This window comes from Bradyrhizobium sp. WSM3983, assembly GCF_000473045.1.
Taxonomy (GTDB): domain Bacteria; phylum Pseudomonadota; class Alphaproteobacteria; order Rhizobiales; family Xanthobacteraceae; genus Bradyrhizobium.
Genome location: NZ_AXAY01000011.1, coordinates 257,119 through 280,204, shown reverse-complemented (window position 1 = coordinate 280,204; position 23,086 = coordinate 257,119). Strand labels below are relative to the sequence as shown.

Below are 23,086 nucleotides of genomic sequence, written 5' to 3'. Positions count from 1 at the left end.
CTGTGCATCGCAGCCTATGGCTTTCTGATCGCCGAGCAGGCGACGATTCCCCCCTCAGGACCACGTTCCGCCCCGTCAGTCCCGGTACCTCGCTTACCCGACGATTATCGACCGAGAGGCTCCGCCCACGCGGCCTGAACGCCACGTCCCGAACTCGATCGCAACCATGCGCGCCCGATTGATCCGCATGCTCATTAAAACCTTGCCGCGATGTCCATGCTGTGGCATCGGCGCAGCATCCAATGGACGACGACGCCCATGACGCAGTAAGACTAATCCGCCCTACGGCAGCGCATTATTTCAGCGGCAGGAAAACGTCCGCGACCGCCTCGTGCTCCGGCACCTCCGGGAACAGGCTCAGCCGCTGGCAATAGATCGGGAAGTCGCGAGCTTCCTCGCCGCTGGCCGGAAGCCAGTCGCGATAGAGATAGAGCGCGGCGGGCTCCAGATTGTCGGTGAAGCCGACGACGCGGAGCACAGCGCAACGTCCGCCGGGGATCTCGCCGGCCTTGATCTGCTCGCCATTCGCCTCGATCGGTTGGTCGGTGCCGACGCAAAGGTCGATGCTGTATTCGTCCTGCTGCGCGGGACGCCCCTCGGAATGCCAGACATTGAAGGTCGGACTTGTCCTGGGGTGCAGGCCGGCAGCCCTGCGCCACGCGATAAACCGCCGGATCGTGTCACCAAGCGCCTCGGGGCTCCCCCGATGCTCCATGATCGCCACCCGCGTGGGGTGCACATCGCGTATCGTCACGTCGTCAGTAGTAAAGTTCTTCCGCATGAGCTTGCTCCTCGCATTGTCGAGAGGCCCGAAGGCCGCAAGCCACGGCTCCCAGTCCGGCGATTTCCGGAACGACGACGGCGATTGCCCGAACCGTTGCCGAAAGGCGCGGGCGAAGGCGTCAGGTGCGTCGTAACCAGCATCCATCGCGATGTCGGTGACATCAAAGGCGTCATTGTAAGCCAGATGATGCGACGCGCGCTTCATACGGGCTAGCTGGACATAGCGATGCACTGATAGCCCGAAGGTCGCCGTGAACTGCCGGTGGAAGTGAAATTTCGAGAAGGCCGCAACGGCGCTCAAGCTGTCCAGGTCCAGATCCGCGTCGAGATGCCGGTCAATATGGTCCAGCACCCGCCGCATCCGGGCCTGATAGTTTTGCAATGCCGCCGTCATCGTCCCTCCTCCGTGGCGGCTTGAGTTAGGCCGGGATGGCCGGGATGCGCTCGACCGATCTTGCGGTTTGCGCGTCATGATCAGAGTTCGGCGAAACCTCGCATGAGATTGGGTGTCGACCAGGACGCCACGCCGGTTCCGGCAAAATCGCGGTCCGTGGTCCAGACGTCTGCCTCGACACTCCAGGCCAGTGCGAGCACATGAGCGTCACGGACCGATCCGTTGCGGCTCGGCACGGAATCGCGAAGCGTCTCCTCGCATCGGGCAGTGACCGGCTCCAACGACGCGACGGGAACGATGGTCAGCAGCTCCACGAGATCGTCGAGCAGATCAAGCAGGTCGGGTCGCTTCACGCCAAGCGCGATGCGCCGGCGCGCTTCCTGGACGACACGATCCGTCGTGACGAGGTCGGCCTTTCCGGCGGCTGTCAGGAGCGCGCCCGAACTTCGGCCGCGAACGGCTGCGACCAGAATGGCCGCGTCGATAACGAGGGTCGTCGAGGGCGGTTTCACGCCTTCCGCTTGCGGGTCAGGGCCTTCACGGCGGTAACCGACCAATCGACCGGATCGACCTCGCCGAATCCCGCCAGTGCCGCATCATCCGCGGCCGCGTCGCGCCCCTTTGCCAGCCGCTCCGCACGTGCCAGCACGGCCGCCAGACGCTCCGGATCGGTCGTCTTGAGCGGGATGAGCAGACCGACCGTACGCTCGCCGGATTTCACAGGCGTCGGCCCCGGCAACGCGCCAATCGCCTCGCCGGAAATCTTCTGCAGATCGCGGATGCTGATATGAGCCATGGGCCATTACATACACCTATACGTAAACTGTCTGCAAGATATCGTGCGACCAACGCGCCATTGGCTCGGCTAAGTCACGGCGTATTATTGCACGAGCTCTTTTGGAGCGCGCTCCGCCGGACCAAGCCTTAGGAATTAAATGCAGCGTCACGGTAACTCCCGTCATTCTGGCGCCGGCTCGGGCGGGTTGGCCGACACCTCGGGCCGCGGTGCGCAGTCCTAGCGCATCAAGCAACGATTTTTTTGGACCGCGATGTCACGTTCGCCGCCCTCAAATCGTCATGACGTCAGAAGCAACACGAAGGAACCCCGCCATGACCGCCAGACTCAATCCCTTTGCCACCGCTCCCTCACTGATGAAGGAGTGGCACCGCAGCGCCCATGCCCTCACATCCGGCTTCGATCCGAGCCTCGCGGAACTCGTGAAGATCCGCGCCTCCCAGATCAATGGCTGCGCCAACTGCATCAATATCCATACCTACATTGCGCGCGACAGCGGCGAATCCGAGCAGCGAATTAGCCTGATCGCGGCGTGGCGCGACGCGCCCTGCTATAGCGAGCGAGAGCGCGCCGCGCTCGGGTGGACCGAGGCGATGACCCGGCTGTCCGAAGCGCACACGCATTCGCGTGCCTACGAAAAGCTAAAGGCTCATTTCACGGAAGAGGAGCAGGTCGCGCTCACACTGACGATCGTCGTCATCAACGGCTGGAACCGCATTGCCGTCGGCTTTGGCGGCTGGGCCGATCCGGCAGCCATCAAGGCGCAGGCGGCGGCAGCTTGAGCGTGAATGCGGAAACCGAGGATGCGGCAGCGATCTTCAAGCTGCTGCATCCCACGCTCGTCCGTGTGGCCTATCGCATGCTCGGCTCGGTCCATGACGCCCAGGACGTGGTCCAAGAGGCCTTTATTCGGTGGATGGCGATCGATCGCAGCGAAGTCCGCGAGCCTGAGGCGTTCATGCGTCGGACAGTCACGCGACTCTGCCTCGATCAGCTCAAATCCGCCCGGCGCCGGCGCGAGATGTATCTCGGCCCGTGGCTTCCCGATCCACTCGTGGAGGAGGAAGGCACGGAGGACATAGCATTGCCGCTGATGTTGGCCCTGGAACGCCTCACTCCACTGGAGCGCGCAGCATTCCTGCTCCACGACGTATTTGGACTCGCCTTTGAGGAGGTTGCATCAACGATCGAACGCGACATCGCGGCTTGCCGCCAGCTCGCGGCACGCGCCCGCGCGCACGTCCGCGAGGCAAGGCCGCGATTTCAGATCGAGAAGAAGCGTGGTCTCGAGATTGCACTGGCCTTCTACGCCGCCTCGCGCAGCGGCGATTTGACGGCCCTCGGCGAAATGCTCGCGGCCGACGTGAGCGTTTATGCCGACGGAGGCGGCAAGCGCCCGGCAGCACTGGAGCCCGTCATCGGCTTCAACGCCGTCATGGAGCTCCAGGCCCGGCTCGCCGCCCTGTTTGGAGTGAACGAGTCCCGACTTGTTCGTGTCGCCTTCATCAATGGACTCCCCGGATTCATCACGCGGGAGGCCGATGGAGAATTCTCGACGACCGCGCTCGATATCGTAAACGGAAAAGTCGCGGCCATCTACGTGGTACGCAATCCAGACAAGCTGAAACACCTGCACTAGCCAACCTCATGGAACGGCGAGCGAAACGCCGCCTTCGCGGAGCAACAACGTTACCCCAGGAGAATGAACGTGAGCAGCGACGAGCAGATTCCCCGAAATGAGCAAGTCGTTCGTGAACTCTACCAGTACATTCAGGAGAATCGAGCGGCGGGTTTCGAATCCATCGTGGCGGCATCGCATGTCGATCACTCAAATGGCCGGAATGGTCCATCGGGATTTGCGAGTGCAGCGGATAGCCTCCACAAGGCGTATTCGGACCTCCGGATCGAGCTGAAGGAGATCATTGCGAGCGACGACATGGTTGCCGTCCAATGGCACGAAACGGGCATCCACACCGGCCAGTTCTTCAATCTCAAACCGACCAACAAGCCGTTTGAATCGACGGGCCTGAACATGTACCGGGTCGTGGACGGCAAGATCGTGGACTCCTGGATTTCCGTCGACCCGCGCACCATTCGCGCCCAACAAGCTGCGCAAAGCGCACTGCAAGGGGGCTGACTTGCTTACAAGCTCATCGCCTAAAACAATGCTCTTTGATTTCAAAGGCAAATTTGCGCGATCCTCGCGCCAATGCCCCCACGTTGCGTTGCCCAGCAACATGCTGAATATGGCGCAATTGCCTCATTTGGGCCCACCCGCTCGTCTTCGAGCTACAGTCGCCTCAACACCGTTCACGATCAGGGAAATTCCGAAGGCGAAACTTGGATCCGCAAGGTCGCGCCATCGCCCGGTAGGTCGGCTCGTCGAGCCGGAGTTTGCCAGGGAACTCCAAGGCGTGTGCCAGCAGCAGTTTTAGCTACTACCGCAGAAACCTCGGCTGCGCCGCGACGTTGTCAACGCTGCTTGTCACTAGAGCCATTTCCGTTCCGAAGGAATCGGGAACGACGCGTTTTCTATACGCGAATCGGCATCCACTTCGCTCGAAAACGCTCTAATCCGGCCATTGGTGGGGCGGCAGTTTTGCTCCGGATCGGGTAGCTTCGCCAATCGGACCTGTTCTCATCGCGGAGGTGCCAGATGAGCCAACAGACCACGCCGCAGGAAGCCAGTCCTGGTCCTGCTGTTCGTCCTGGTCCTGCTGTTCCCATCGCTCACGGGAGAGCAACGGCGAATGGGCTGGATCAGCATTACCTCGTTGCGGGCAACGGCGATCCTATCCTGCTGCTGCATGGGTTCCCGCAGCATTCGCTGATGTGGCGACAACTCATGGCGATGTTGGCGGCCAACCGCTGCGTGATCGCGCCGGACCTTCGCGGCGCCGGAGGCACAACGATCACGCCGGCGGGTTATGACAAGCGAACCATGGCCGCCGATGTGCACGCGCTTCTCAGTCAGCTTGACCTCCATCCGATCGATGTCGTCGGATATGACCATGGTGCCGGCGTCGCTTACCAGCTGGCCGCTCGTTATCCGGATCTGGTGCGGCGCCTCTGCGTCGTTGAATATGCGCTGCCGGGATTCGGCTATGAGGCGTGGATGACGCCGAGACCGGACTGGAATGCCGGCAGCCAATGGCAGCTTGGCTTCTTCACCGTCCCGGATGTCGCCGAGCATTTCATGCGCGGCCGCGAACGGGATCTGCTCACTTGGTTCTTCTGGCATGCCGCCTGCAATCCGTCCGCCGTCATCGCCGAAGACTTCGAGGAATATGCGCGCCAGATTTCGAAGCCCGGCGCGCTGCGCGCCGGCATCAATTATTACGCCGCCGTCTGGCAGGACATGACGGATCACAAGGAGGCCGCCCGGACGAAGCTGAAGATCCCAATCCTCGCGCTCGGCGGGGAATGCAGCTTCGGCGAAAACCTTTTCGAGGCCTGGCAATCCCTCGCCGGCGATGTGCGCTGCGGATTGATCAAGGGCGCCGGCCACTGGCCCGCCGACGAGAATCCGGCCGAGCTGGCGCGTCTCATTTTCGAGTTCATTGGCGATGCGGACCAGCCGGCAACCAAATCAGCATCGGCTTCGAAACCGGATCGCTTCAGCAGCCGGGCACACTGATCGAGGCTCATCATGCGGCACGACATCGTCATCGTCGGCGGCGGATCCGCAGGCTGCGTCCTTGCCAACCGGCTCAGCGAAGATCCGCTGTGCAGTGTTCTACTTCTGGAGGCGGGCGAGATTCCAGCCGCCGGCGCTTATCCCGACATGCTCGCCGACGCCGACCGATTGGGGGGTGGCTCGGCCTATGACTGGGGCTACCGCAGCGAGCCAGGCAGGCTCGGCTATGCGATCGCAGCTCAGAGCGGAAAGGTTCTCGGCGGTGGGTCTGCCATCAACGCCGCGGTCGCGAAGAGGGCGCTTGCCAGTGACTTTGCAAAATGGACAAGGCATGACCTTGTTGGCTGGGAGTTCGCGCAAGCCCTTCAATACTACAAGGCGCTAGAGAACACGTCGACCGGGTCGGAGACCTGGCATGGGCGCTCGGGACCGTTTCCGATCCGCCAAGCTTCACTCGACGATGTCACTAAACCGCTTCGCGCCTTCGTAGAAGCCGCGGTGGCAGCCGGCTTCGATCGAATCGACGACTTCAACGGCCCGGTACAGCACGGCGTCGGCATTGACCCCATGAACGTGATCGATGGGATACGCCAGAATACAGGCATGGCCTATCTTCCCGGCAATGTGCGGGCGCGTCCAAATCTGACTATGCGCGCTGGCGCCCAGGTCGATCGGATCGAGTTCGAACATGGGCACGCGGTACGGATGCGGCTGGTCGACGGATCGGCGATCGAAGCCGGCCAATTCATCCTCTCGGCGGGCGTCTATGGCAGCCCGGTCATCCTGATGCGCTCCGGCATCGGCCCGGCAGGAGATCTCGAAAAGCTCGGGATACATCCGGTTGTGGATCTTCCTGTCGGGAAGCGGCTATGCGACCATCCCTTCTATTACAACACATACGCGCTCGCGGCGGAGGCGGGAGCGATGCATCCGGCCAGAGCCGCCACGATCTGGACACGGTCCGCCGAAGCAATCGATGATGAGCTCGATCTTCAGGTCACCGCGTCGAATTTCAACGGGGCAGAGAGTCCTTCCGGAGTGGGTTTACGCTTGCCGTCGCCGTGACCGCACCGGGATCGGTCGGCCGTGTCGCGCTGCGGAGCCGCGATCCGCTGGTCCCGCCAATCATCGATTACAATCTGCTTTCCGATCCGAGTGATCGCCGTCGTATGATACAGGGTCTGAAGCTGGCGCGACGCGTCGCTCAAACGCCGCCGCTCGCCGCACTCATCGATCACGAGATGATCCCTGGCGCCGGGATCGCGGGTGACGACGCGCTGGCCGCTGCCATCGAAAGGCAGCTCGACACCTTCCATCACGGATGCTGCACAGCGCCGATGGGCGGTGATCGCGATCCAGCTGCTGTGGTCGATCCTGCAGGCGCCGTTCGAGGGGTTGCGAACCTCTCAGTCATCGACGCATCGATCCTTCCAGAGATTCCCTCAACCCCCATCAATCTGACAGTCATCATGCTGGCCGAGCGTCTGGCAGCAGCCGGCTGAAGGATGTTAGCAGGTGCCTGCCCGATAGGGATCGGAAGATATCGAGAGCTGTTGCGGACAATCCAATTCCGACAGCCAGCTAATCAACCCCAGACTATCCCGTGGTACCCCCTACTCCCACTCAATCGTCCCGGCGGCTTGCTGGTCACGTCGTACACCACCCGGTTCACGCCCTTCAAAAAGGAGCGGTGATCGGCGCATCGGCGCCGTTCGAGAGCGCAGTAACGGTGACAGTCCAGCACTGTCACCGTAATGTCTCACGAGTTGCGAAGACTATGAGGCGAGCCCAGCCTTTGCTCGCGCAATGATGCTGTCCCAATTCACCACTCCGCTGGTGGCCAGATCGGTCTTGAAATAGCTGTCGTGGTGGCCGATGTACGCCGGAAGCGCCTTAGGCCCATGGGCACGCCACGCTTGGGCGAACCATTGCTCCAGAAGCTCTGAAGCCATTTCCCCCGGTTCAATCGCCTCGTATTTCTCATCATCGTAAATATCGGAGGGAACGACGACCGTCCGGCCCTTCAGAAACCAGTGCCCCTCCCGGTCAAGAGGTTCGCCGTCGGCATCCATCGCCCACATTGCTACAAACAATTCATCGCTAAACTGTGACGCGTCGTATTCAATCAGCAGGAAGCTCGTCGCGTCTTCCCATGACAGTTCTGCGATCATCTCCATTTCTTGATTCAGTTGAGGCGTGATCTCCTGAAAGTGCCGCCGGACCCGTTCAACGAATTCCTTCTTGTCGTCCTCACCCATGCAATCCCTCCGCTACTATCGATATTGCCTGCTTGCCAGAGTTCGAAGGACGGGTGGAGCAAAGCGATGCCCATCAATCCGACCACGATGGGTTTCGCTTCGCTCTACCCATCCTACGAGCTACTGGCACTAAACTAATTAGTGCACTGTCACCGTAACCCGAGATACATAGCCGAAGTACCGGGATCGGGAATAACCTGCTGAACCCGAGCAATCGCAAAATAGCCGCGCGTCTCGGCTACTTTGCTAGGTTCGTAGTAGATTATCCAGTCACCAATGCAGGCTTCAACGCGACGGAGATACTGACTGGGAAATTGATATTGTTCAGCGGGACTGTCATCGTAGATCGAGTCCGATCGATGGATGAATACCCCAAATCCCATGATTTACGCGTTGCCGCCTCTCCGGAGCGAAGGCAGAGATTGAATAGGCACCGTCCCCTACTCCCACTCAATCGTCCCCGGCGGCTTGCTGGTCACGTCGTACACCACCCGGTTCACGCCCTTCACCTCGTTGATGATGCGCGTGGCGGTCTCGCCCAAGAACTTCATGTCGAACTGGTAGAAATCGGCGGTCATGCCGTCGGTTGAGGTGACGGCGCGCAAGCCCACGACGAAGTCGTAGGTGCGGCCGTCGCCCATGACGCCGACCGTCTTCACCGGGAGCAGCACGGCAAAGGCCTGCCAGATGTCGTCGTAGAGGCCGTGCTTGCGGATCTGGTCGATGTAGACGGCATCGGCCTTGCGCAGGATGTCGAGCTTGTCCTTCGTGATGTCGCCGGGGCAGCGGATGGCGAGGCCGGGGCCCGGGAACGGGTGGCGGCCGACGAAGATTTCGGGGAGGCCGAGCTCGCGCCCCAACTTGCGCACCTCGTCCTTGAACAACTCGCGCAAGGGCTCGACGAGCTTCATGTTCATACGCTCGGGCAAACCGCCGACATTGTGGTGCGACTTGATCGTCACCGAGGGGCCGCCGGTGAAGGAGACGCTCTCGATCACGTCGGGGTAGAGCGTGCCTTGCGCCAGGAAGTCGGCGCCGCCGAGCTTCTTGGCTTCCTGCTCGAACACCTCGATGAAGAGGCGGCCGATGGTCTTGCGCTTGGTTTCGGGATCGGTGACGCCTTCGAGCTCGCCCAAAAACTGCTTGGACGCATCCACGTGCACGAGCGGGATGTTGTAGTGGTGGCGGAACAGTTCGACCACGGTGTTGGCTTCGTCGAGGCGCAGCATGCCGTGATCGACGAACACGCACGTCAGCTGGTCGCCGATCGCTTCGTGAATCAGCACGGCCGCCACGGCTGAATCGACGCCGCCGGAGAGGCCGCAGATCACCTTGCCTCGGCCTATCTGGCTGCGGATCTTCTGGATCTCCTCCTCGCGGAAGGCGCGCATGGTCCAGTCGCCGCTGAGGCCTGCGATCTTGCGCACGAAGTTGCGGATCAGCTTGGCGCCGTCGGGCGTGTGCACCACTTCGGGGTGGAACATCAGGCCGTAATACTTGCGCGTCTCGTCCTGGATGATCGCGAAGGGCGCATTCGCAGAGGTGGCGGCGACCGAGAAGCCCGGCGGCATCTTGGTGATGCGGTCGCCATGGCTCATCCAGACCTGGTTCTTGCCGCCGAGCGACCAGACATCCTCGAACAGCTTGCTGCCGGCCTTGACCTCGACATCGGCACGGCCGAATTCGCGGTGATGGCCGCCCTCGACGGTGCCGCCGAGCTGCTCCGCCATGGTCATCTGGCCGTAGCAGATGCCCATCACGGGCACGCCGGAGGCGAAGATCGCTTGCGGCGCGCGGGGCGAGCCGGCCTCATGGACCGATTCCGGGCCACCGGAGAGAATCACCGCTTTCGGCTTCATCTCCAAAAAGGCCTGTTCGGCCTTGTTGAACGGGACGATCTCGCAATAGACGCCGTCCTCGCGCACGCGACGCGCAATCAGCTGCGTCACCTGGCTGCCGAAGTCGACGATGAGAATCTTGTCGTGCGCCGAGGCCACGGAGAGCGTCGACGCGGAGCGGTCGTTCTGTGCTGCTGTCATGGCAAGCAGATACGCGACCACGCCCCTGCCCGCAACCGCGTGCTGGCGCGCGCCCACATTCTTCTTTGGGCATGGACAAATTGATATAGGTAAGTAATATTGACTTAATTTGTCGGAGAGAGCGCCGTTTCACATCTGCCGCATTGACGGCTCGTGTCTCCGTAGCGACCTCAGCGCTTGCGCGCGCCGGCCTTTCGCACCTTCGTGTCGGACCATGCCAGCGGCCGGCCGGTCCGCGACGGCAGCACGAGCTGCCCGACCGGCTGGCCCGTCTGGTCCACCAGGTCGGAACGCGCCTCGCCGCGCGCGTAGAGATGCGCCTCGCCCCATTGGCGTAGACCGACGACAACAGGAAACAGGTCGCGTCCCCGCTCCGTCAATGCATATTCCTGATACGCGCTGCCATCGGAGGCTGGAACCAGCTCGAGCACGTCAAGCTCCACCAGCTTGTGCAGGCGCGCGCTGAGCATGCCCTTGGCAATGCCGAGGTTCTTCTGAAAATCGCCGAACCGGCGGAGCCCGTCGAAGGCGTCGCGCACGATCAGGAGCGACCACCAGTCTCCGATCGCATCCAATGCCCGGGCCACCGGGCAATCGGCCTTGGCAAAACCGGTCCGCTTCATCCGCAGTTCCCTTCGCAAACTAGTACTAAAATAAGACTAGACAGCGCCGCACGCAACTGGTCCTATTATAGAACTATATTGACCTCGCCGGAGACGACCATGACGAAGGATGACAAGGCGCCAGCCGGGGCAGCGATGGCAGGCGATGCGACCGGACGCGGGCTCTCCGGCGCGATGGCGCTGCTGTTCGCGCTCGCCTGCGGGCTGAGCGTCGCCAACATCTATTTTGCGCAGCCACTGCTCGATGCCATGGCACACGATCTCGGCATCGCGCCCGCGGCGATCGGCATGGTGGTGACGTTCACCCAAATCGGCTACGCCCTCGGCCTGATCCTGCTGGTGCCGCTCGGCGATCTCACCGATCGCCGTCGCCTGATCGTCGGCCAGACCGCGCTGTCGGCGATTGCCCTCATCATCGTCGGCACGGCGTCGCACGCCGCGGTGTTGTTCGCCGGCATGGTGCTGGTCGGGCTGCTGGCTGTGGTCGTGCAGGTGCTCGTCGCCTTCGCCGCGTCGCTGGCGACACCGGACGGGCGCGGCCGCGCCATCGGCACCGTCACGAGCGGCGTGGTTGGGGGGGTCCTGCTCGCCCGTTTCGTCTCGGGCGCGCTTGCCGATATCGGCGGCTGGCGCCTGGTCTATCTGGTCTCGGCCGGCCTGATGCTCGTCATGGCCGCCTTGCTCCTGCGCCTGCTGTCCCGCAGCCCAAAGGCCACGAGGGCCGGATTGTCCTATCCGTCGCTGCTGCGCTCGACGGCCGCGCTGTTCGCCGAGGAACCCATCCTGCGCGAACGGGCGCTGTTCGCGTTCCTGATCTTCGCCGATCTCAACGTGTTCTGGACCTCGATCGTGCTGCCGCTGTCGGCGCCGCCCTTCGCGCTGTCGCACACCACGATCGGACTGCTCGGGATTGCCGGGTTCGCCGGCGCGCTCGCGGCGCGCAACGCCGGACGCCTCGCCGATCTCGGATGGGCCCAACGCACCACCGGATTGTCGCTGATGCTGATGCTCGGCGCCTGGGCGGTGTTCGCCTGCCTGCACGTCTCGCTCTGGTTCGTCGTGGCCGGCGTGATCATGCTCGATCTCGGGCTCCAGGCGGTGCATGTCACCAGCCAGAGCCTGATCATCGCCGCGCGTCCCGACGCGGCAAGCCGGCTGGTCGGGGGCTACATGGTGTTCTACTCGATCGGCAGCGCGGTTGGCGGGCTCGCCTCGACCATGATGTATGCCGTGGCCGGCTGGGACGGCGTCTGCATGCTGGGCGCCGGAATCAGCGCCGCCGCGCTGCTGGTCTGGATCCTCACGGCGAGCCGGACCGAGGCGCCAGCCAGCTGCGCGTCGACGCCCTAGCCGCCCACGCAAAGAGCAAGACTGGGGCAGAAGCATGCGCTAACAGACTGTCAGCATCGTACCAGGACCCCTCCCATGAAGCTCCCGACCTCCCCCTTCACCGTCACCGACTGGAGCAAGGTCGAGGCCACCACGCATCCCGGTGAGACCGGGCAGGCGCTGTGGCGGACGCTGAACATCGGCGACCTCCGGGTGCGGATGGTCGAGTATTCGCCGGGTTATCTCGCCGATCATTGGTGCGACCGCGGCCACGTGCTCTACGTGCTCACGGGCGAGCTCGACAGCGAGCTGCGCGACGGGCGCAAGTTCAAGCTCACGCCTGGCATGAGCTACCAGGTCTCGGACTTTGGCGACGCCGCGCACCGCTCATCGACGGCCGTGGGCGCGACTCTCTTCATCGTGGACTGACGGAACTATCCTTCGGGGCGCGGTGTGCAGCGCAAAATAGCAAAGTACGGGCGGCTCGCTGCGAGCGCGTGCCGCCTTGAACTTGCCCCATTAAATCGGTATATTATCAAGCATCGATCCTTGGCCGAACGACTGGGCCGCTCCGTCTCATTTCAATGGACGAGCACGTTTCAGGTATTTCTCCAAAATCGACCAACCGGGACGATGGGCGCAGCGATGCGCATTTGTCCCCCTGAGTGCATCGTCAATTGAAAGGAAATGACTATGGCAATGGGCACCGTGAAGTGGTTCAACAACCAAAAGGGCTTTGGCTTCATCCAGCCGGATGACGGCGCAAAGGACGTCTTCGTTCACATCAGCGCCGTTGAGCGCGCCGGTCTGAGCACCCTCAACGAGGGCCAGAAGGTCTCCTTCGACATCGTTGCGGACCGCCGCAGCGGCAAGTCCTCGGCCGACAACCTCCGCGCAGGCTAGTTGACCGCGACATTCGCGATCTGACCACGGACGTACCGGCAGATCGTTGAGTTCAGAGACCCCGCGACCGGGCTTCCGGCTCGCGGGGTTTTTGTTTGCCCGATCGTCATTCCGGGGCGCCCGCAGGGCGAGCCCGGAATCCATCCCACGGCGATCCCTGCGGCCTGATGGATTCCGGGCTCTCGCTTCGCGAGCCCCGGAATGACGGGGAGAACTCAGCCCGTCTTCCTCCTCAACACCGAGACGAAGAACCCATCCGTTCCCGTGCGGCGCGGGGTCATCAGCCAGCCTTCGTCCGACTGCAGCGCGGCTTGCGCAAACTCCTCGGCCTTGTCCCAGAGCACGCTTGCGGTCTGCTCCGGCGGCACCACCGCGAACTCAGGATGGCGGCCGACGAACGCCCTCACCTGCTCGCCGTTCTCCACCGGGAGGACCGAACAGGTGATGTAGGCGATGCGCCCGCCCGCCTTGACCAAAGGAACTGCGCGCTCCAGCACCTCGGTCTGGTCCTTGAGGCGGATCTCCAGCGCACCCGGACGCATGCGCCATTTGGCGTCGGGATTGCGGCGCCAGGTTCCGGTTCCCGTACAGGGCGCGTCGATCACGACGAGGTCGGCGGTGGCGCTGATATCGGCCAGCGGATCGGCCTCGCCCTTGGGCGTGCGGACATCGGCATTGTGGACGCCGGCGCGCGACAGGCGCTCGTGAATCGGCGCAAGCTGGCGCTTGTCGCTGTCGGTCGCGATCAACCGGCCCTTGCCCTGCATCTGTGCGGCGAGCGCCAGCGTCTTGCCGCCGGCGCCGGCGCAGAGATCGATCACCTGCTCGCCCGGTTTGGCCGCGGTGAAAAGGGCCGCAAGCTGCGATCCTTCATCCTGAACTTCAACGCCGCCCTTGATGAAATCCTCTTCCGCCTGGATGCCGGGATTGCGCGCATCGGCCGAAAGCTCGATGCGCAGGCCATTTGGCGACCACGGCGTCGGTTTCGCATGAAGATGAGACAACGCCTTCAGCACCTTGTCGCGACTGGACTTTAACGTGTTGACGCGCAGATCGAGCGGCGCCCGGCTCGCCATCGCGACAGCCTCGGCGGCGCGGTCGTCGCCGAACACCTTGGCCAGATGGGAATCGAGCCATTCCGGATAGTCGCCGGCGATCGCGGCCGGCGCATTTTTCAGGGAGCGCGAGGCGAGCGCGGCCTGCTCGGCCTCCGTCAGCGGCTCAGGTGCAAACCGGCTGCCGTCGAATAGAGCGGCCATGGTCGCGGTGTCCATGTTCCGCTCGAGGCGGAGCATGCCGATCAGGCGCGCGCGTGCGGAATCGGCGTCCATCAAATAGGCGCTGGACGAAAACCGGCGCAGCACGTCCCAGACGAGACCGGCAATGGCGGCGCGGTCGCCGGAGCCGGCAAAGCGGTGCGCGGTGCCCCACTCCTTCAGCGCCTTGGCGGCGGGCACGCGGTCCTTCTCGATGGTGTTGATCACTTCGATGGCTGCGGACAGCCGGGCAGCGGGAGTCATTTGAATCTTTCAGATCAGGATTGGCGAGCAAGCGCCTAGATCAGCAACAGAATTTTCAGCGCGAAGTAGATCCACATCGCCAGCAGCACCAGCACGCCGGCGAGCCAGACCGACGAGCGCCGGCCAAGATCGTTCGAGGACACGAACACGCCGGCATGGGCAAAGCGCGTCACCACGAACACCCACGACATCAGCACGATGAAGAGATCGGCATGGCGGAGCGGCAGCGCCAGAGCGATCAGGGCGTAGAACAGCACCGGCAGTTCGAACTGGTTGCGGTAGCAATTGGCGATCTGAGTGGCGCCCTTCGGCCAGTTCGGCTCGCCAAGGGCAATGTCGCGGATCTTGGTCTCGCCTGAGACCAGCGCATTCCGGCGCCCGAACACCATGCCGATCAGCAGCGCGAAGGTGAGCCCGATCTGCACGAAGACCGGCAGCAAAACCATTTGGATAGACATCGGAACTTTCCCGTAAGGCGGAACGCCGCGACCGTCATTAGCCGCGACTGCTGGCGCTGACAATCAACGAGTTGAACCGGCGTTCCCGACCGCGCGACCAACTGCCGATAGTCAAAGCGATTTCGGCCCCTGGAACTCGGCGAGACCCGCAGACGATCATGAACACCCTGTCCAGCCTTTGGAACTGCCCGGCAAGGGCACGTTTGAACTCCGCCTGCGCCTTCCCGCCGAGCCGCATCGCAGCGAGCAGTTCAGCCCCTGGTATCTCGCTGACCGCATCGCTTGCTTGGCAGCGTCGCGCCACAGGACGCCTACACGATCCGTTATCGCGTGCTTTAAACTTTGTTTCATCACAGCTTTTGCGCGCGCGTCATCGTTCCGACGTTTGGCGGGACGATACTTCGTGCATGTCCGAATTTCGCCTCACCCAGATTTCCGACACGCATCTCGGCCGGCGCTTTCCCGGCCTGATCGCAAATTTCCATCGCGTCAGTGAGCACATCGACGCTGACAGGCCTGATCTCGTCATCAACACCGGCGATGTATCCTTCGACGGACCGACCAGCCGCGACGATGTGCAGTTTGCAAAGAGCCTGCACGACGCGCTGCCTGTCGATTGTCGCTATCTTCCGGGCAATCACGACATCGGCGACAATCCGACTGCACTCGGGCCTGCGCCGAAGCCGCCGATCGCGGAAGCGCACCGCCAGCAGTTCCGCGACATCATCGGCGAAGACCATTGGTCCTTCGAGGCTGCCGGCTGGCGTTTCATCGGCCTCAACTCGCTGGTGATGAATTCAGGCCTCGCGTTCGACGCCGAGCAGTTCGACTGGCTGTCCCAGGAAATCGCGCGCGTGAACGGCAAGCCCGTCGCGCTGTTTCTGCACAAGCCGGTGTTTCTCAACCTGCCCGACGATCCCGAACTGCCTGAGACCTCGATCCGCTACGTGCCGCAGCCGGCACGCGCGCGGCTGATCGAGATGTTTGCGCATGTCGATCTCCGCCTCATCGCCAGCGGTCACGTGCACCAGCGTCGCGACTTCATGTTCCGTCACACGCGGCATGTCTGGGCGCCCTCGGCCGGCTTCAAGATCAACGACGCACGCCAGGACCGGATCGCTATCAAGGAGACCGGCCTCGTCGAGTACCGCTTCCGGCCCGACAGTCTCGAAGTCCGACACGTCCGCGCAGCGGGCCAGGTCAACATCGATATCGAAGAGCTGTTTGCCCAGATGGGCGGCGAGCACTAAGCGAGCGCGCTCCGCGCCTCAGGCGACGCTCTTGAGATCCTGCTGGATCGCGGCGAGCAACGACTGCAGCGCTTCGCTGGTCACAGGCACAGCCGCCGGATCATTGGCAGGCACAGTAGTTTTGGCGGGCGCGACCGCCTTGATCGGGCGCTTGGGAAAACGCGGTGGCGGTGCCGGCATCGCGGGTCGCGTCAACGCACCCTCGTCCTCGCTGTGCACGAACTTGCCATGGATGACGTCGTCATGGCGGCCCATGACATACATGGCCGCCCAATAGCCGGCAGCCAAAAGGATTACGCAGAAAATACCGATCTCTAACATCGCAGCACCTAAAATATGCGCGATGATTCAATGCCTTCGCCCGGACGTCAATGAAGCCTCGGTCACACAGGCGGGCTTTGCGGGCAAGTGTTGCCGATCGGTTACCGTTTGTTAACCACCGGTGTCAGCGGTGTGACACCGGTGCAACTATCAGGCGCTCCAAGCCCCCAAGAGGCGCTCCAGGCCCTGCAACTAAGCCTTATCCGGCCCGACCCGGACCAGCTGCTTGCCGAAATTGGCGCCCTTCAGCAGCCCGATGAAGGCGCCGGGAGCGCTCTCCAGACCCTCGGTGACGAACTCCTTGTATTTCACCTTGCCGTCGCGGACCCAGCTGGACATGTCGCGCAGGAAGTCGCCATGGCGTGAGGCGAAGTCGGAGACGATGAAGCCGCGGAAGGTGAGCCGCTTGGTCAGCGTCGCCCGCATCATGGATGCCGCCCATTTCGGCGGTTTGGTCTCGGTGTCGTTGTAATGCGCGATCAGGCCGCAGACCGGCACGCGCGCGAATGGATTGAGCAGCGGGAAGACCGCCTCGAACACGGCACCGCCGACATTCTCGAAATAGACGTCGATGCCTTTCGGGCAGGCGTCCTTCAGCTTCGCGGCCAGATCAGGATCGCGGTGATCGATGCAGGCATCGAAGCCGAGCTCCTTCACCACGTAGTCGCACTTGTCCTTGCCGCCGGCGATGCCGACCGCACGTGCGCCCTTGATCTTCGCGATCTGGCCGACGGCCGAGCCGACCGCACCGGAGGCGCCGGCGACGACGACGGTCTCACCTTCCTGCGGCTTGCCGATGTCGAGCAGGCCCGTGTAGGCGGTCATGCCGGGCATGCCGAGCACACCGATCGAGGTCGAGATCGGACCGAGCTTGGGATCGACCTTGATGAGGCCCTTGCCGTTCGAGATCGCGTGCGTCTGCCAACCGGAACGGATCCGCACGATGTCGCCGACCGCGAAATCAGGATTGTTGGAGGCCGCGACCTCGCTCACCGCCTCGCCTTCCATCACGCCACCGACCGGCACCGGCGCGGCATAAGACGGCCCCTCGCTCATGCGCCCGCGCATATAGGGATCGAGCGACAGCCAGATCGTGCGCAGCAGGACTTCGCCCGCGCCAGGCGCCGGGACAGCGAATTCCTCCAGACGAAAATCGGATGATTTGGGTTCGCCGACGGGACGTGCGGCGAGAACGATGCGCTTGCCTTGGGACATGATGGCTTCCTCCTGACGGGTTGTTGCCCGTCATTTAGGAGAAGCGACGCACAGACGCAAACCTGGACACCCGTCATTCCGGGGCGATGCGAAGCATCGAACTATGGTGCGCTCTTGCGCACCTGAGAATCTCGAGATTCCGGGTTGCGCTTTGCGCCCCCGGAATGACGAGCGAGACTAACCCCCGCCCGGATAGTTCGGCGCTTCGCGCGTAATCGTCACGTCGTGGACGTGGCTTTCGCGCAGGCCGGCGCCGGTGATGCGGACGAAATTCGCCTTCTCATGCAGCTCCTTCATGTCCTTTGCGCCGACATAGCCCATCGCGGCACGGAGGCCACCGGCGAGCTGGTGCATGACGTTGCCGACCGGGCCTTTATAGGGCACCTGGCCTTCGATGCCTTCGGGCACCAGCTTGAGCGCGTCCTTGATGTCTTGCTGGAAGTAGCGATCGGCCGAGCCCCGCGCCATCGCACCGACGGAGCCCATGCCGCGATAGGCCTTGTAGGAGCGGCCCTGCCACAGGAAGACTTCGCCGGGCGTCTCGTCGGTGCCGGCGAGCAGCGAGCCGACCATCGCGATGTCGGCGCCGGCGGCGAGCGCCTTCGCCAGATCGCCGGAGAACTTGATGCCGCCGTCGGCGATGACGGGTGTGTCCGACTTCTTTGCCGCCTCGACCGCGTCCATGATCGCAGTGAGCTGGGGAACGCCGACGCCGGCGACGATGCGCGTGGTGCAGATCGAGCCCGGGCCGATGCCGACCTTGATGCAGTCCGCGCCCGCGTCGATCAGCGCCTGCGTGCCCTCGGCGGTCGCGACGTTGCCGGCAACGACCTGCACGGAGTTGGAGAGACGCTTGATGCGGTTCACCGCATGCAGCACGTGGCGGGAATGGCCGTGCGCGGTGTCGACGACGACGAGGTCGACGCCGGCATCGATCAGCCGCTCGGTGCGCTCGAAGCCGGTGTCGCCGACGGTGGTGGCGGCGGCAACGCGCAGGCGGCCCTGCGCGTCCTTGCAGGCGAGCGGATGGGCGACCGCTTTCTCCATGTCCTTGACGGTGATCAGGCCGACGCAGCGATACTGCTCATCGACCACGAGCAGCTTCTCGATGCGATGCTGGTGCAGCATCCGCCGTGCTTCGTCCTGGCTGACATTCTCGCGCACGGTGACGAGGGCTTCATGCGTCATCAGCTCGGAGACTTTTTGCCGGCGATCGGTCGCGAACCGCACGTCGCGGTTGGTGAGGATGCCGACCAGCTTGCCCGGCGTGGACTTGCCGGCGCCGGTAACAACGGGAATGCCGGAGATGCCGTGATCGCTCATCAGCTTGAGCGCGTCGTCGAGCGTAGCCTCGGGGCTGATGGTGAGCGGGTTCACCACCATGCCCGACTCGTAGCGCTTGACCTGCCGCACCTGGGCGGCCTGCCCCTCCGGGTCGAAGTTGCGGTGGATGACGCCGAGCCCGCCGGCCTGCGCCATGGCGATCGCCATGCGCGCCTCGGTGACGGTGTCCATGGCGGAAGCCATGATCGGGATGTTGAGCGGAATGGCGCGGGTGACGCGGGAGCGGATATCGACCTCGCCCGGCATCACGTCCGACAGGCCCGGCTTCAACAGCACGTCGTCGAACGTAAAGGCTTCGCGGATGCCTTGTTGCACCGTGGCCATGTGCCAACTCCTTCCTGCGGCCCTGCCGCAAATAAGTATGGATGAGCGCCACCCTCGGCGTACCTTGCGGCATCGCCAGAGAATCGGAGCCCATCGGTGGGGTTGACGCGGGTCGATAGCATGCCCGCGTGACGAATCAAAGCAAATCGGACCGCTGGCCAGCCATGCACAGGCTTTTTAGGTCGATTCAGCGGGGGTAGCCCGGCAGCCCACCCCCGTCATTCCGGGGCGCGACGAAGTCGCGAGCCCGGAATCCATCCCACAGCGGTTTCGGGGGCCCAATGGATTCCGGGCTCGCGCCAAGTGGCGCGCCCCGGAATGACGAGCGGGGGACACACCACTTACGCAGGATTTAGGTGCTATGCGTTGATCCGCAATGGTCCCGCCCGAGTCGTGGTGATAAGCCGCAAGTCCGCCTTTCCTTCTGATTTTTATTACCAATCCGTCATGGTCGACAAGCAACGCGTCATCCCGCTGATCGTGGCCACCGCCCTGTTCATGGAGAACATGGACTCCACGGTGATCGCGACCTCGCTGCCGGCGATCGCGGCCGACATCGGCACCAGCCCGTTGACGCTGAAGCTTGCGATCACCTCCTACCTGCTGTCGCTCGCGGTGTTCATCCCGGCGAGCGGCTGGACCGCTGACAGGTTCGGCGCGCGCATGGTGTTCGCGATCGCGGTCGGCGTGTTCATGGTCGGCTCGGTCGGCTGTGCGCTCTCCGGCTCGGTGACCGATTTCGTGTTCGCGCGCATCCTCCAGGGCATGGGCGGAGCGATGATGACGCCGGTCGGGCGCCTCGTGCTGCTGCGCTCGGTCGACAAGAGCGCGCTGGTCAACGCGATGGCCTGGGTGACGGTCCCTGCCCTGATCGGTCCCGTGATCGGCCCGCCGCTCGGCGGCTTCATCACCACCTATGCGTCGTGGCACTGGATCTTCCTGATCAACATCCCGATCGGGCTGCTCGGCATCTTCATGGCGCTGCGCTTCATCGATCCCATCAAGAGCGAAGAGCGGGAGCCGTTCGATCTCTACGGCATGGTGCTTGCGGGCATCGGGCTGGCCGGCATCGCGTTCGGGCTGTCGGTGGCCGGGCTCAATCTGTTGCCCTGGAGCACGGTCGCCGCGCTGGTCGTGGGCGGCTCGATCTCGATGACGCTCTACGTCATTCACGCCCGGCGGACGGGATCGCCGGTGCTGGACTTCTCGCTGCTGACCCTGCCGACGCTGCGCGCCGCCGTGCTCGGCGGCTTCCTGTTCCGGCTCGGCATTGGCGCACTGCCGTTCCTGCTTCCGCTGCTGATGCAGATCGGCTTCGGCCTGTCGCCGTTCCATTCGGGTCTCGTCACCTTTGCCTCCTCGCTCGGCGCGATGGGCATGAAGACGCTGGCGGCGCGGATCATCCGCACCTTCGGCTTCCGCAATTTGATGACGGTGAACGCGATCATCAGCGCGTTCTTCCTCGGCGTCTGCGCGCTGTTCACGGTGACGACGCCGCTGCTGATCATCATGGTGATCCTGGTGGTCGGCGGCTTCTTCCGCTCGCTCGAGTTCACCGCGATCAACACGGTCGCCTATGCCGAGGTCGAGACCGCGCAGATGAGCCGCGCCACCACGCTCGTCAGCGTCAACCAGCAGCTCGCGGTCTCCGCCGGCGTCGCCGTCGGCGCAGCTTCCGTGGAGACGACGATGTGGCTCGGCCATGTCAGCGAGCTCAACGCCACGGTGTTCGCACCGGCGTTCGTCGTGGTCGCACTGACTTCGGCGGCATCGAGCTGGTTCTTCTGGCAGATGCCCGCCGACGCCGGCCACGAGGTCTCCGGCCGCAAGGCCGTGGAGATCGCGAGCCGCAAGGGCGCCGGCAAGGGCGCGGCCAAGGCTGCCGTGAAGGCGGCGACGGAGGATACACAGGACGTGCGGGACCAGCGGCTGGGGTGATCGTTCGATCGAGGCGGCTGCCTGCCTGGATCAGGGCGGACTCTCAGACGCCTCGCGCGACAAAATCGCCCACCCCTCCCTCCCGCCTATACCCTCTCGCCGCCAGGATTTCAGACCACAATACCGGCGGCATCACGCCAGTTCGTTCCGTCTGACCAAATCGGCTTACCCAACGTCTGATCGTAGAATTGAGCGCCGACCCCGACTGTATGAGCGTCGGGTCGATTTGCTGACGTAATGACGCCTCCTTGTTACCTCTATCCTCCAACTATTTTGTGACGTGCGCGCAGCGCGGCGGGCTGTCTGATCAGCAATCAGTTCGCGCTGAACTTGTGTCGTCTTAGAGAGACCGACGCTTCTGCATGAACACCATCAACACGGTGCTCAACGACGGAGGTGTCAGGTACCGGATCGCAAGAAACAGCGAATACAGCAGTCTCGACCCGAAATAATAGGCCGGCTCCGCTTCCCACGGGATGACGAAATGATCGTAATGCGACGAGCCGAAATGCCGGCGAAACGCCTTGACGGTGTTCAATCGATAGACCGCAGGAAACACGTCCTCGCTCTTCCGCTGATCCTGGGCGGACCGGATGAGCCGCGCGTGCAAGCGGTCCGGAATCAGGCGATTCGCGATGGCGATGTATCCATGTCGATTTGGTGTTCGCACGCAGAGCCATCCGCCGGGTGCGAGGACACGGTCGAGCTCGGCAGCCGCCTTCGCCGGCTCCTGAATGTGCTCGAACACGAAATCGGACACGATCACATCGACGGAATGGTCCGGAAGCGGAATTCGCCCGTCAGGACCGATCACAAGCGCCCGGTCGAGCGTCGGGTTGGCCAGGACCGCCTGATCGACATCGGCTCCGATGAGCTCGCGGACCCGGCCTTTCAACGTGACCAGATTGCGCCGATAGGCGACGACGTCGTCGGTCTGCGCGGCGCCTCGTCCGGCCCCGAAATCCAGCACGACTGAATCAGGACGGACCAACGCGCCGATGCGCTGCCAGAACTGGATCGTTCCGTCGATGCGCGAGAATCCGCCGACCGCAATCTCCGGAAAGAAGTATGCTCCGACCTCGTTCGCCAATTTCGTTCCCCTCATGCCACTGTGCGGGGTGTTCTACTGCAGCCATATTGCGCCAATTGTGACAGGCGATGCCTCGCCTGCCGCCGGACGTCAGGAGCAGGACCACTGCGACATCTCATGGCCCCTCATCCCGAGGGCCCGCCAAAGGCGGGCGCAGCCTGGCAAAACGCAACTTATTGACCGCGGAACCCCATCGCGAGCACGTAGCGCTCCGACGAATCCTGCCGGCTTGCCGCGGGCTTGACGTGGCGCACGGTGGCGAAATCGCGCTTGAGCTGGGCGAGCAGATCGGCATCGGCACCGCTCTGGAATGTCTTGGCCAGGAACGCGCCGCCGGGCTTGAGCACATCGCAGGCAAACGCGGCCGCGGTTTCGATCAGGCCGACGATGCGGAGCTGGTCGGTCTTGCGATGGCCGGTGGTGTTCGCGGCCATGTCGGACATCACGATATCGGCGCCGCCGCCGAGCATCGCGGTGAGCTTTTCAGGGGCGTCGTTGTCCATGAAGTCGAGTTGCGCGAAGTCGACGCCCGCAATCTCGGGCATCTCCAGCAGGTCGATCGCGACCACCTTGCCCTTGCCGTCGACCGAGCCGACGCGCTTGGCGGCGATCTGGCTCCAGCCGCCTGGCGCAGCGCCGAGGTCGACCACGGCCATGCCTGGTTTCAGCAGGCGATATTTGTCGTCGATCTCGAGCAGCTTGAACGCCGCGCGCGAGCGATAGCCCGCAGCCTTCGCCTTGACGACATAGGGATCGTTGAGCTGCCGCTCCAGCCACAGCTTCGACGACAATTTGCGCTTGCCGCCGGTCTTGACCTTGGTCTTGACTTGGACGTGCAAGCGGCCGGTGGTGTCTTTCGCCATC

The 23,086-nt window shown here is 63.4% G+C and carries 24 protein-coding genes and 3 pseudogenes; 13 read left to right on the top strand and 14 right to left on the bottom strand.

Going from position 1 to position 23,086, the window contains the following annotated elements:
* Nucleotides 1–138: pseudogene (locus YUA_RS51765) on the top strand (IS701 family transposase); the annotation flags it as partial.
* Between the two features lie 157 nt (nt 139–295).
* On the opposite strand, the gene YUA_RS0120380 reads toward YUA_RS51765, so the two are convergent.
* From YUA_RS0120380 to YUA_RS50070, 3 genes are all read right to left on the bottom strand, one after another.
* Entirely contained in the window at nt 296–1,177 is an 882-nt protein-coding gene (locus tag YUA_RS0120380; RefSeq protein ID WP_027532374.1) for a GyrI-like domain-containing protein, read from the bottom strand.
* A gap of 80 nt (nt 1,178–1,257) precedes the next feature.
* Nucleotides 1,258–1,689: a PIN domain-containing protein gene (locus YUA_RS0120375; protein ID WP_027532373.1), complete on the bottom strand. Its 432-nt coding sequence runs from the start codon at nt 1,687–1,689 to the stop codon at nt 1,258–1,260.
* Nucleotides 1,686–1,973, bottom strand: a complete 288-nt coding sequence (locus YUA_RS50070; RefSeq protein WP_027532372.1) for a hypothetical protein — start codon at nt 1,971–1,973, stop codon at nt 1,686–1,688. Before YUA_RS50070 ends, YUA_RS0120375 begins: the two co-directional genes overlap by 4 nt.
* 314 nt (nt 1,974–2,287) lie before the next feature.
* On the opposite strand from YUA_RS50070, the gene YUA_RS0120365 reads away from it, so the two are divergent.
* The 6 genes from YUA_RS0120365 to YUA_RS51090 all read left to right on the top strand — a co-directional run bounded on the left by YUA_RS0120365 (nt 2,288) and on the right by YUA_RS51090 (nt 7,112).
* Nucleotides 2,288–2,755 (top strand): carboxymuconolactone decarboxylase family protein, encoded by a 468-nt coding sequence (locus YUA_RS0120365; RefSeq protein ID WP_027532371.1) that lies wholly within the window; start codon nt 2,288–2,290, stop codon nt 2,753–2,755.
* Between the two features lie 2 nt (nt 2,756–2,757).
* Nucleotides 2,758–3,612, top strand: a complete 855-nt coding sequence (locus tag YUA_RS0120360; protein WP_035971296.1) for a sigma-70 family RNA polymerase sigma factor — start codon at nt 2,758–2,760, stop codon at nt 3,610–3,612.
* Between the two features lie 69 nt (nt 3,613–3,681).
* Nucleotides 3,682–4,110 carry an ester cyclase gene (locus YUA_RS0120355; RefSeq protein WP_245285206.1) on the top strand — a complete coding sequence of 143 codons (429 nt, stop codon included), beginning with the start codon at nt 3,682–3,684 and terminating at the stop codon, nt 4,108–4,110.
* A gap of 519 nt (nt 4,111–4,629) precedes the next feature.
* Nucleotides 4,630–5,610: an alpha/beta fold hydrolase gene (locus YUA_RS44495; RefSeq protein ID WP_084292718.1), complete on the top strand. Its 981-nt coding sequence runs from the start codon at nt 4,630–4,632 to the stop codon at nt 5,608–5,610.
* 12 nt (nt 5,611–5,622) lie between these two features.
* Nucleotides 5,623–6,675: a GMC family oxidoreductase gene (locus tag YUA_RS44490; RefSeq protein WP_198029463.1), complete on the top strand. Its 1,053-nt coding sequence runs from the start codon at nt 5,623–5,625 to the stop codon at nt 6,673–6,675.
* Complete coding sequence (locus tag YUA_RS51090; RefSeq protein ID WP_198029462.1) at nt 6,672–7,112, top strand: GMC oxidoreductase; 441 nt, start codon at nt 6,672–6,674, stop codon at nt 7,110–7,112. The genes YUA_RS44490 and YUA_RS51090 overlap by 4 nt, the downstream gene beginning before the upstream one ends.
* Before the next feature lie 273 nt (nt 7,113–7,385).
* Here the strand turns inward: YUA_RS51090 and YUA_RS0120340 are convergent, their stop codons facing one another.
* From YUA_RS0120340 to YUA_RS0120330, 4 genes and pseudogenes are all read right to left on the bottom strand, one after another.
* On the bottom strand, nt 7,386–7,868 hold the full coding sequence (locus YUA_RS0120340; RefSeq protein WP_027532368.1) for a hypothetical protein: 483 nt from the start codon (nt 7,866–7,868) through the stop codon (nt 7,386–7,388).
* Nucleotides 7,869–8,023: 155 nt separating this feature from the next.
* Nucleotides 8,024–8,251, bottom strand: a pseudogene (locus YUA_RS51760) (restriction endonuclease); the annotation flags it as partial.
* A 57-nt stretch (nt 8,252–8,308) separates the two neighbouring features.
* The gene (gene guaA / locus YUA_RS0120335; protein ID WP_027532367.1) at nt 8,309–9,907 is read right to left on the bottom strand and encodes a glutamine-hydrolyzing GMP synthase; all 1,599 of its coding nucleotides are present in this window, start codon (nt 9,905–9,907) and stop codon (nt 8,309–8,311) included.
* A gap of 170 nt (nt 9,908–10,077) precedes the next feature.
* Nucleotides 10,078–10,530: a helix-turn-helix domain-containing protein gene (locus YUA_RS0120330; protein WP_027532366.1), complete on the bottom strand. Its 453-nt coding sequence runs from the start codon at nt 10,528–10,530 to the stop codon at nt 10,078–10,080.
* A 99-nt stretch (nt 10,531–10,629) separates the two neighbouring features.
* Between YUA_RS0120330 and YUA_RS0120325 the strand changes: the two genes are divergently transcribed.
* The 3 genes from YUA_RS0120325 to YUA_RS0120315 all read left to right on the top strand — a co-directional run bounded on the left by YUA_RS0120325 (nt 10,630) and on the right by YUA_RS0120315 (nt 12,762).
* Nucleotides 10,630–11,880, top strand: a complete 1,251-nt coding sequence (locus YUA_RS0120325; RefSeq protein WP_051383279.1) for an MFS transporter — start codon at nt 10,630–10,632, stop codon at nt 11,878–11,880.
* A 75-nt stretch (nt 11,881–11,955) separates the two neighbouring features.
* Nucleotides 11,956–12,288, top strand: coding sequence for a DHCW motif cupin fold protein (locus YUA_RS0120320; RefSeq protein ID WP_027532364.1), 333 nt, complete (start codon nt 11,956–11,958; stop codon nt 12,286–12,288).
* A 264-nt stretch (nt 12,289–12,552) separates the two neighbouring features.
* A complete protein-coding gene (locus tag YUA_RS0120315; protein ID WP_027532363.1) occupies nt 12,553–12,762 on the top strand; it encodes a cold-shock protein in 210 nt (69 codons plus the stop codon).
* A gap of 215 nt (nt 12,763–12,977) precedes the next feature.
* Here the strand turns inward: YUA_RS0120315 and YUA_RS0120310 are convergent, their stop codons facing one another.
* Together YUA_RS0120310 and YUA_RS0120305 are read right to left on the bottom strand one after the other, a co-directional pair.
* Entirely contained in the window at nt 12,978–14,282 is a 1,305-nt protein-coding gene (locus YUA_RS0120310; protein ID WP_027532362.1) for an RsmB/NOP family class I SAM-dependent RNA methyltransferase, read from the bottom strand.
* 35 nt (nt 14,283–14,317) lie between these two features.
* Nucleotides 14,318–14,740 (bottom strand): MAPEG family protein, encoded by a 423-nt coding sequence (locus tag YUA_RS0120305; protein ID WP_027532361.1) that lies wholly within the window; start codon nt 14,738–14,740, stop codon nt 14,318–14,320.
* A gap of 178 nt (nt 14,741–14,918) precedes the next feature.
* Between YUA_RS0120305 and YUA_RS52620 the strand changes: the two are divergent.
* Nucleotides 14,919–15,079 (top strand): annotated as a pseudogene (locus tag YUA_RS52620) (acriflavin resistance protein); the annotation flags it as partial.
* 68 nt (nt 15,080–15,147) lie between these two features.
* Complete coding sequence (locus YUA_RS0120295; RefSeq protein ID WP_027532359.1) at nt 15,148–15,990, top strand: metallophosphoesterase; 843 nt, start codon at nt 15,148–15,150, stop codon at nt 15,988–15,990.
* 18 nt (nt 15,991–16,008) lie between these two features.
* Here the strand turns inward: YUA_RS0120295 and YUA_RS0120290 are convergent, their stop codons facing one another.
* The 3 genes from YUA_RS0120290 to guaB form a co-directional block, all read right to left on the bottom strand.
* Nucleotides 16,009–16,311, bottom strand: coding sequence for a hypothetical protein (locus tag YUA_RS0120290; RefSeq protein WP_027532358.1), 303 nt, complete (start codon nt 16,309–16,311; stop codon nt 16,009–16,011).
* A gap of 192 nt (nt 16,312–16,503) precedes the next feature.
* Nucleotides 16,504–17,526, bottom strand: a complete 1,023-nt coding sequence (locus YUA_RS0120285) for an NADP-dependent oxidoreductase (RefSeq protein WP_035971294.1) — start codon at nt 17,524–17,526, stop codon at nt 16,504–16,506.
* A 177-nt stretch (nt 17,527–17,703) separates the two neighbouring features.
* A complete protein-coding gene (gene guaB / locus YUA_RS0120280; protein WP_027532356.1) occupies nt 17,704–19,194 on the bottom strand; it encodes an IMP dehydrogenase in 1,491 nt (496 codons plus the stop codon).
* A gap of 447 nt (nt 19,195–19,641) precedes the next feature.
* Between guaB and YUA_RS0120275 the strand changes: the two genes are divergently transcribed.
* Nucleotides 19,642–21,132: an MFS transporter gene (locus YUA_RS0120275; protein WP_027532355.1), complete on the top strand. Its 1,491-nt coding sequence runs from the start codon at nt 19,642–19,644 to the stop codon at nt 21,130–21,132.
* Between the two features lie 340 nt (nt 21,133–21,472).
* Here the strand turns inward: YUA_RS0120275 and YUA_RS0120265 are convergent, their stop codons facing one another.
* Complete coding sequence (locus tag YUA_RS0120265) at nt 21,473–22,222, bottom strand: class I SAM-dependent methyltransferase (protein WP_027532354.1); 750 nt, start codon at nt 22,220–22,222, stop codon at nt 21,473–21,475.
* Between the two features lie 173 nt (nt 22,223–22,395).
* On the bottom strand, nt 22,396–23,085 hold the full coding sequence (locus YUA_RS0120260) for an RlmE family RNA methyltransferase (RefSeq protein ID WP_027532353.1): 690 nt from the start codon (nt 23,083–23,085) through the stop codon (nt 22,396–22,398).
* Between the last annotated feature and the right edge of the window lies 1 nt (nt 23,086).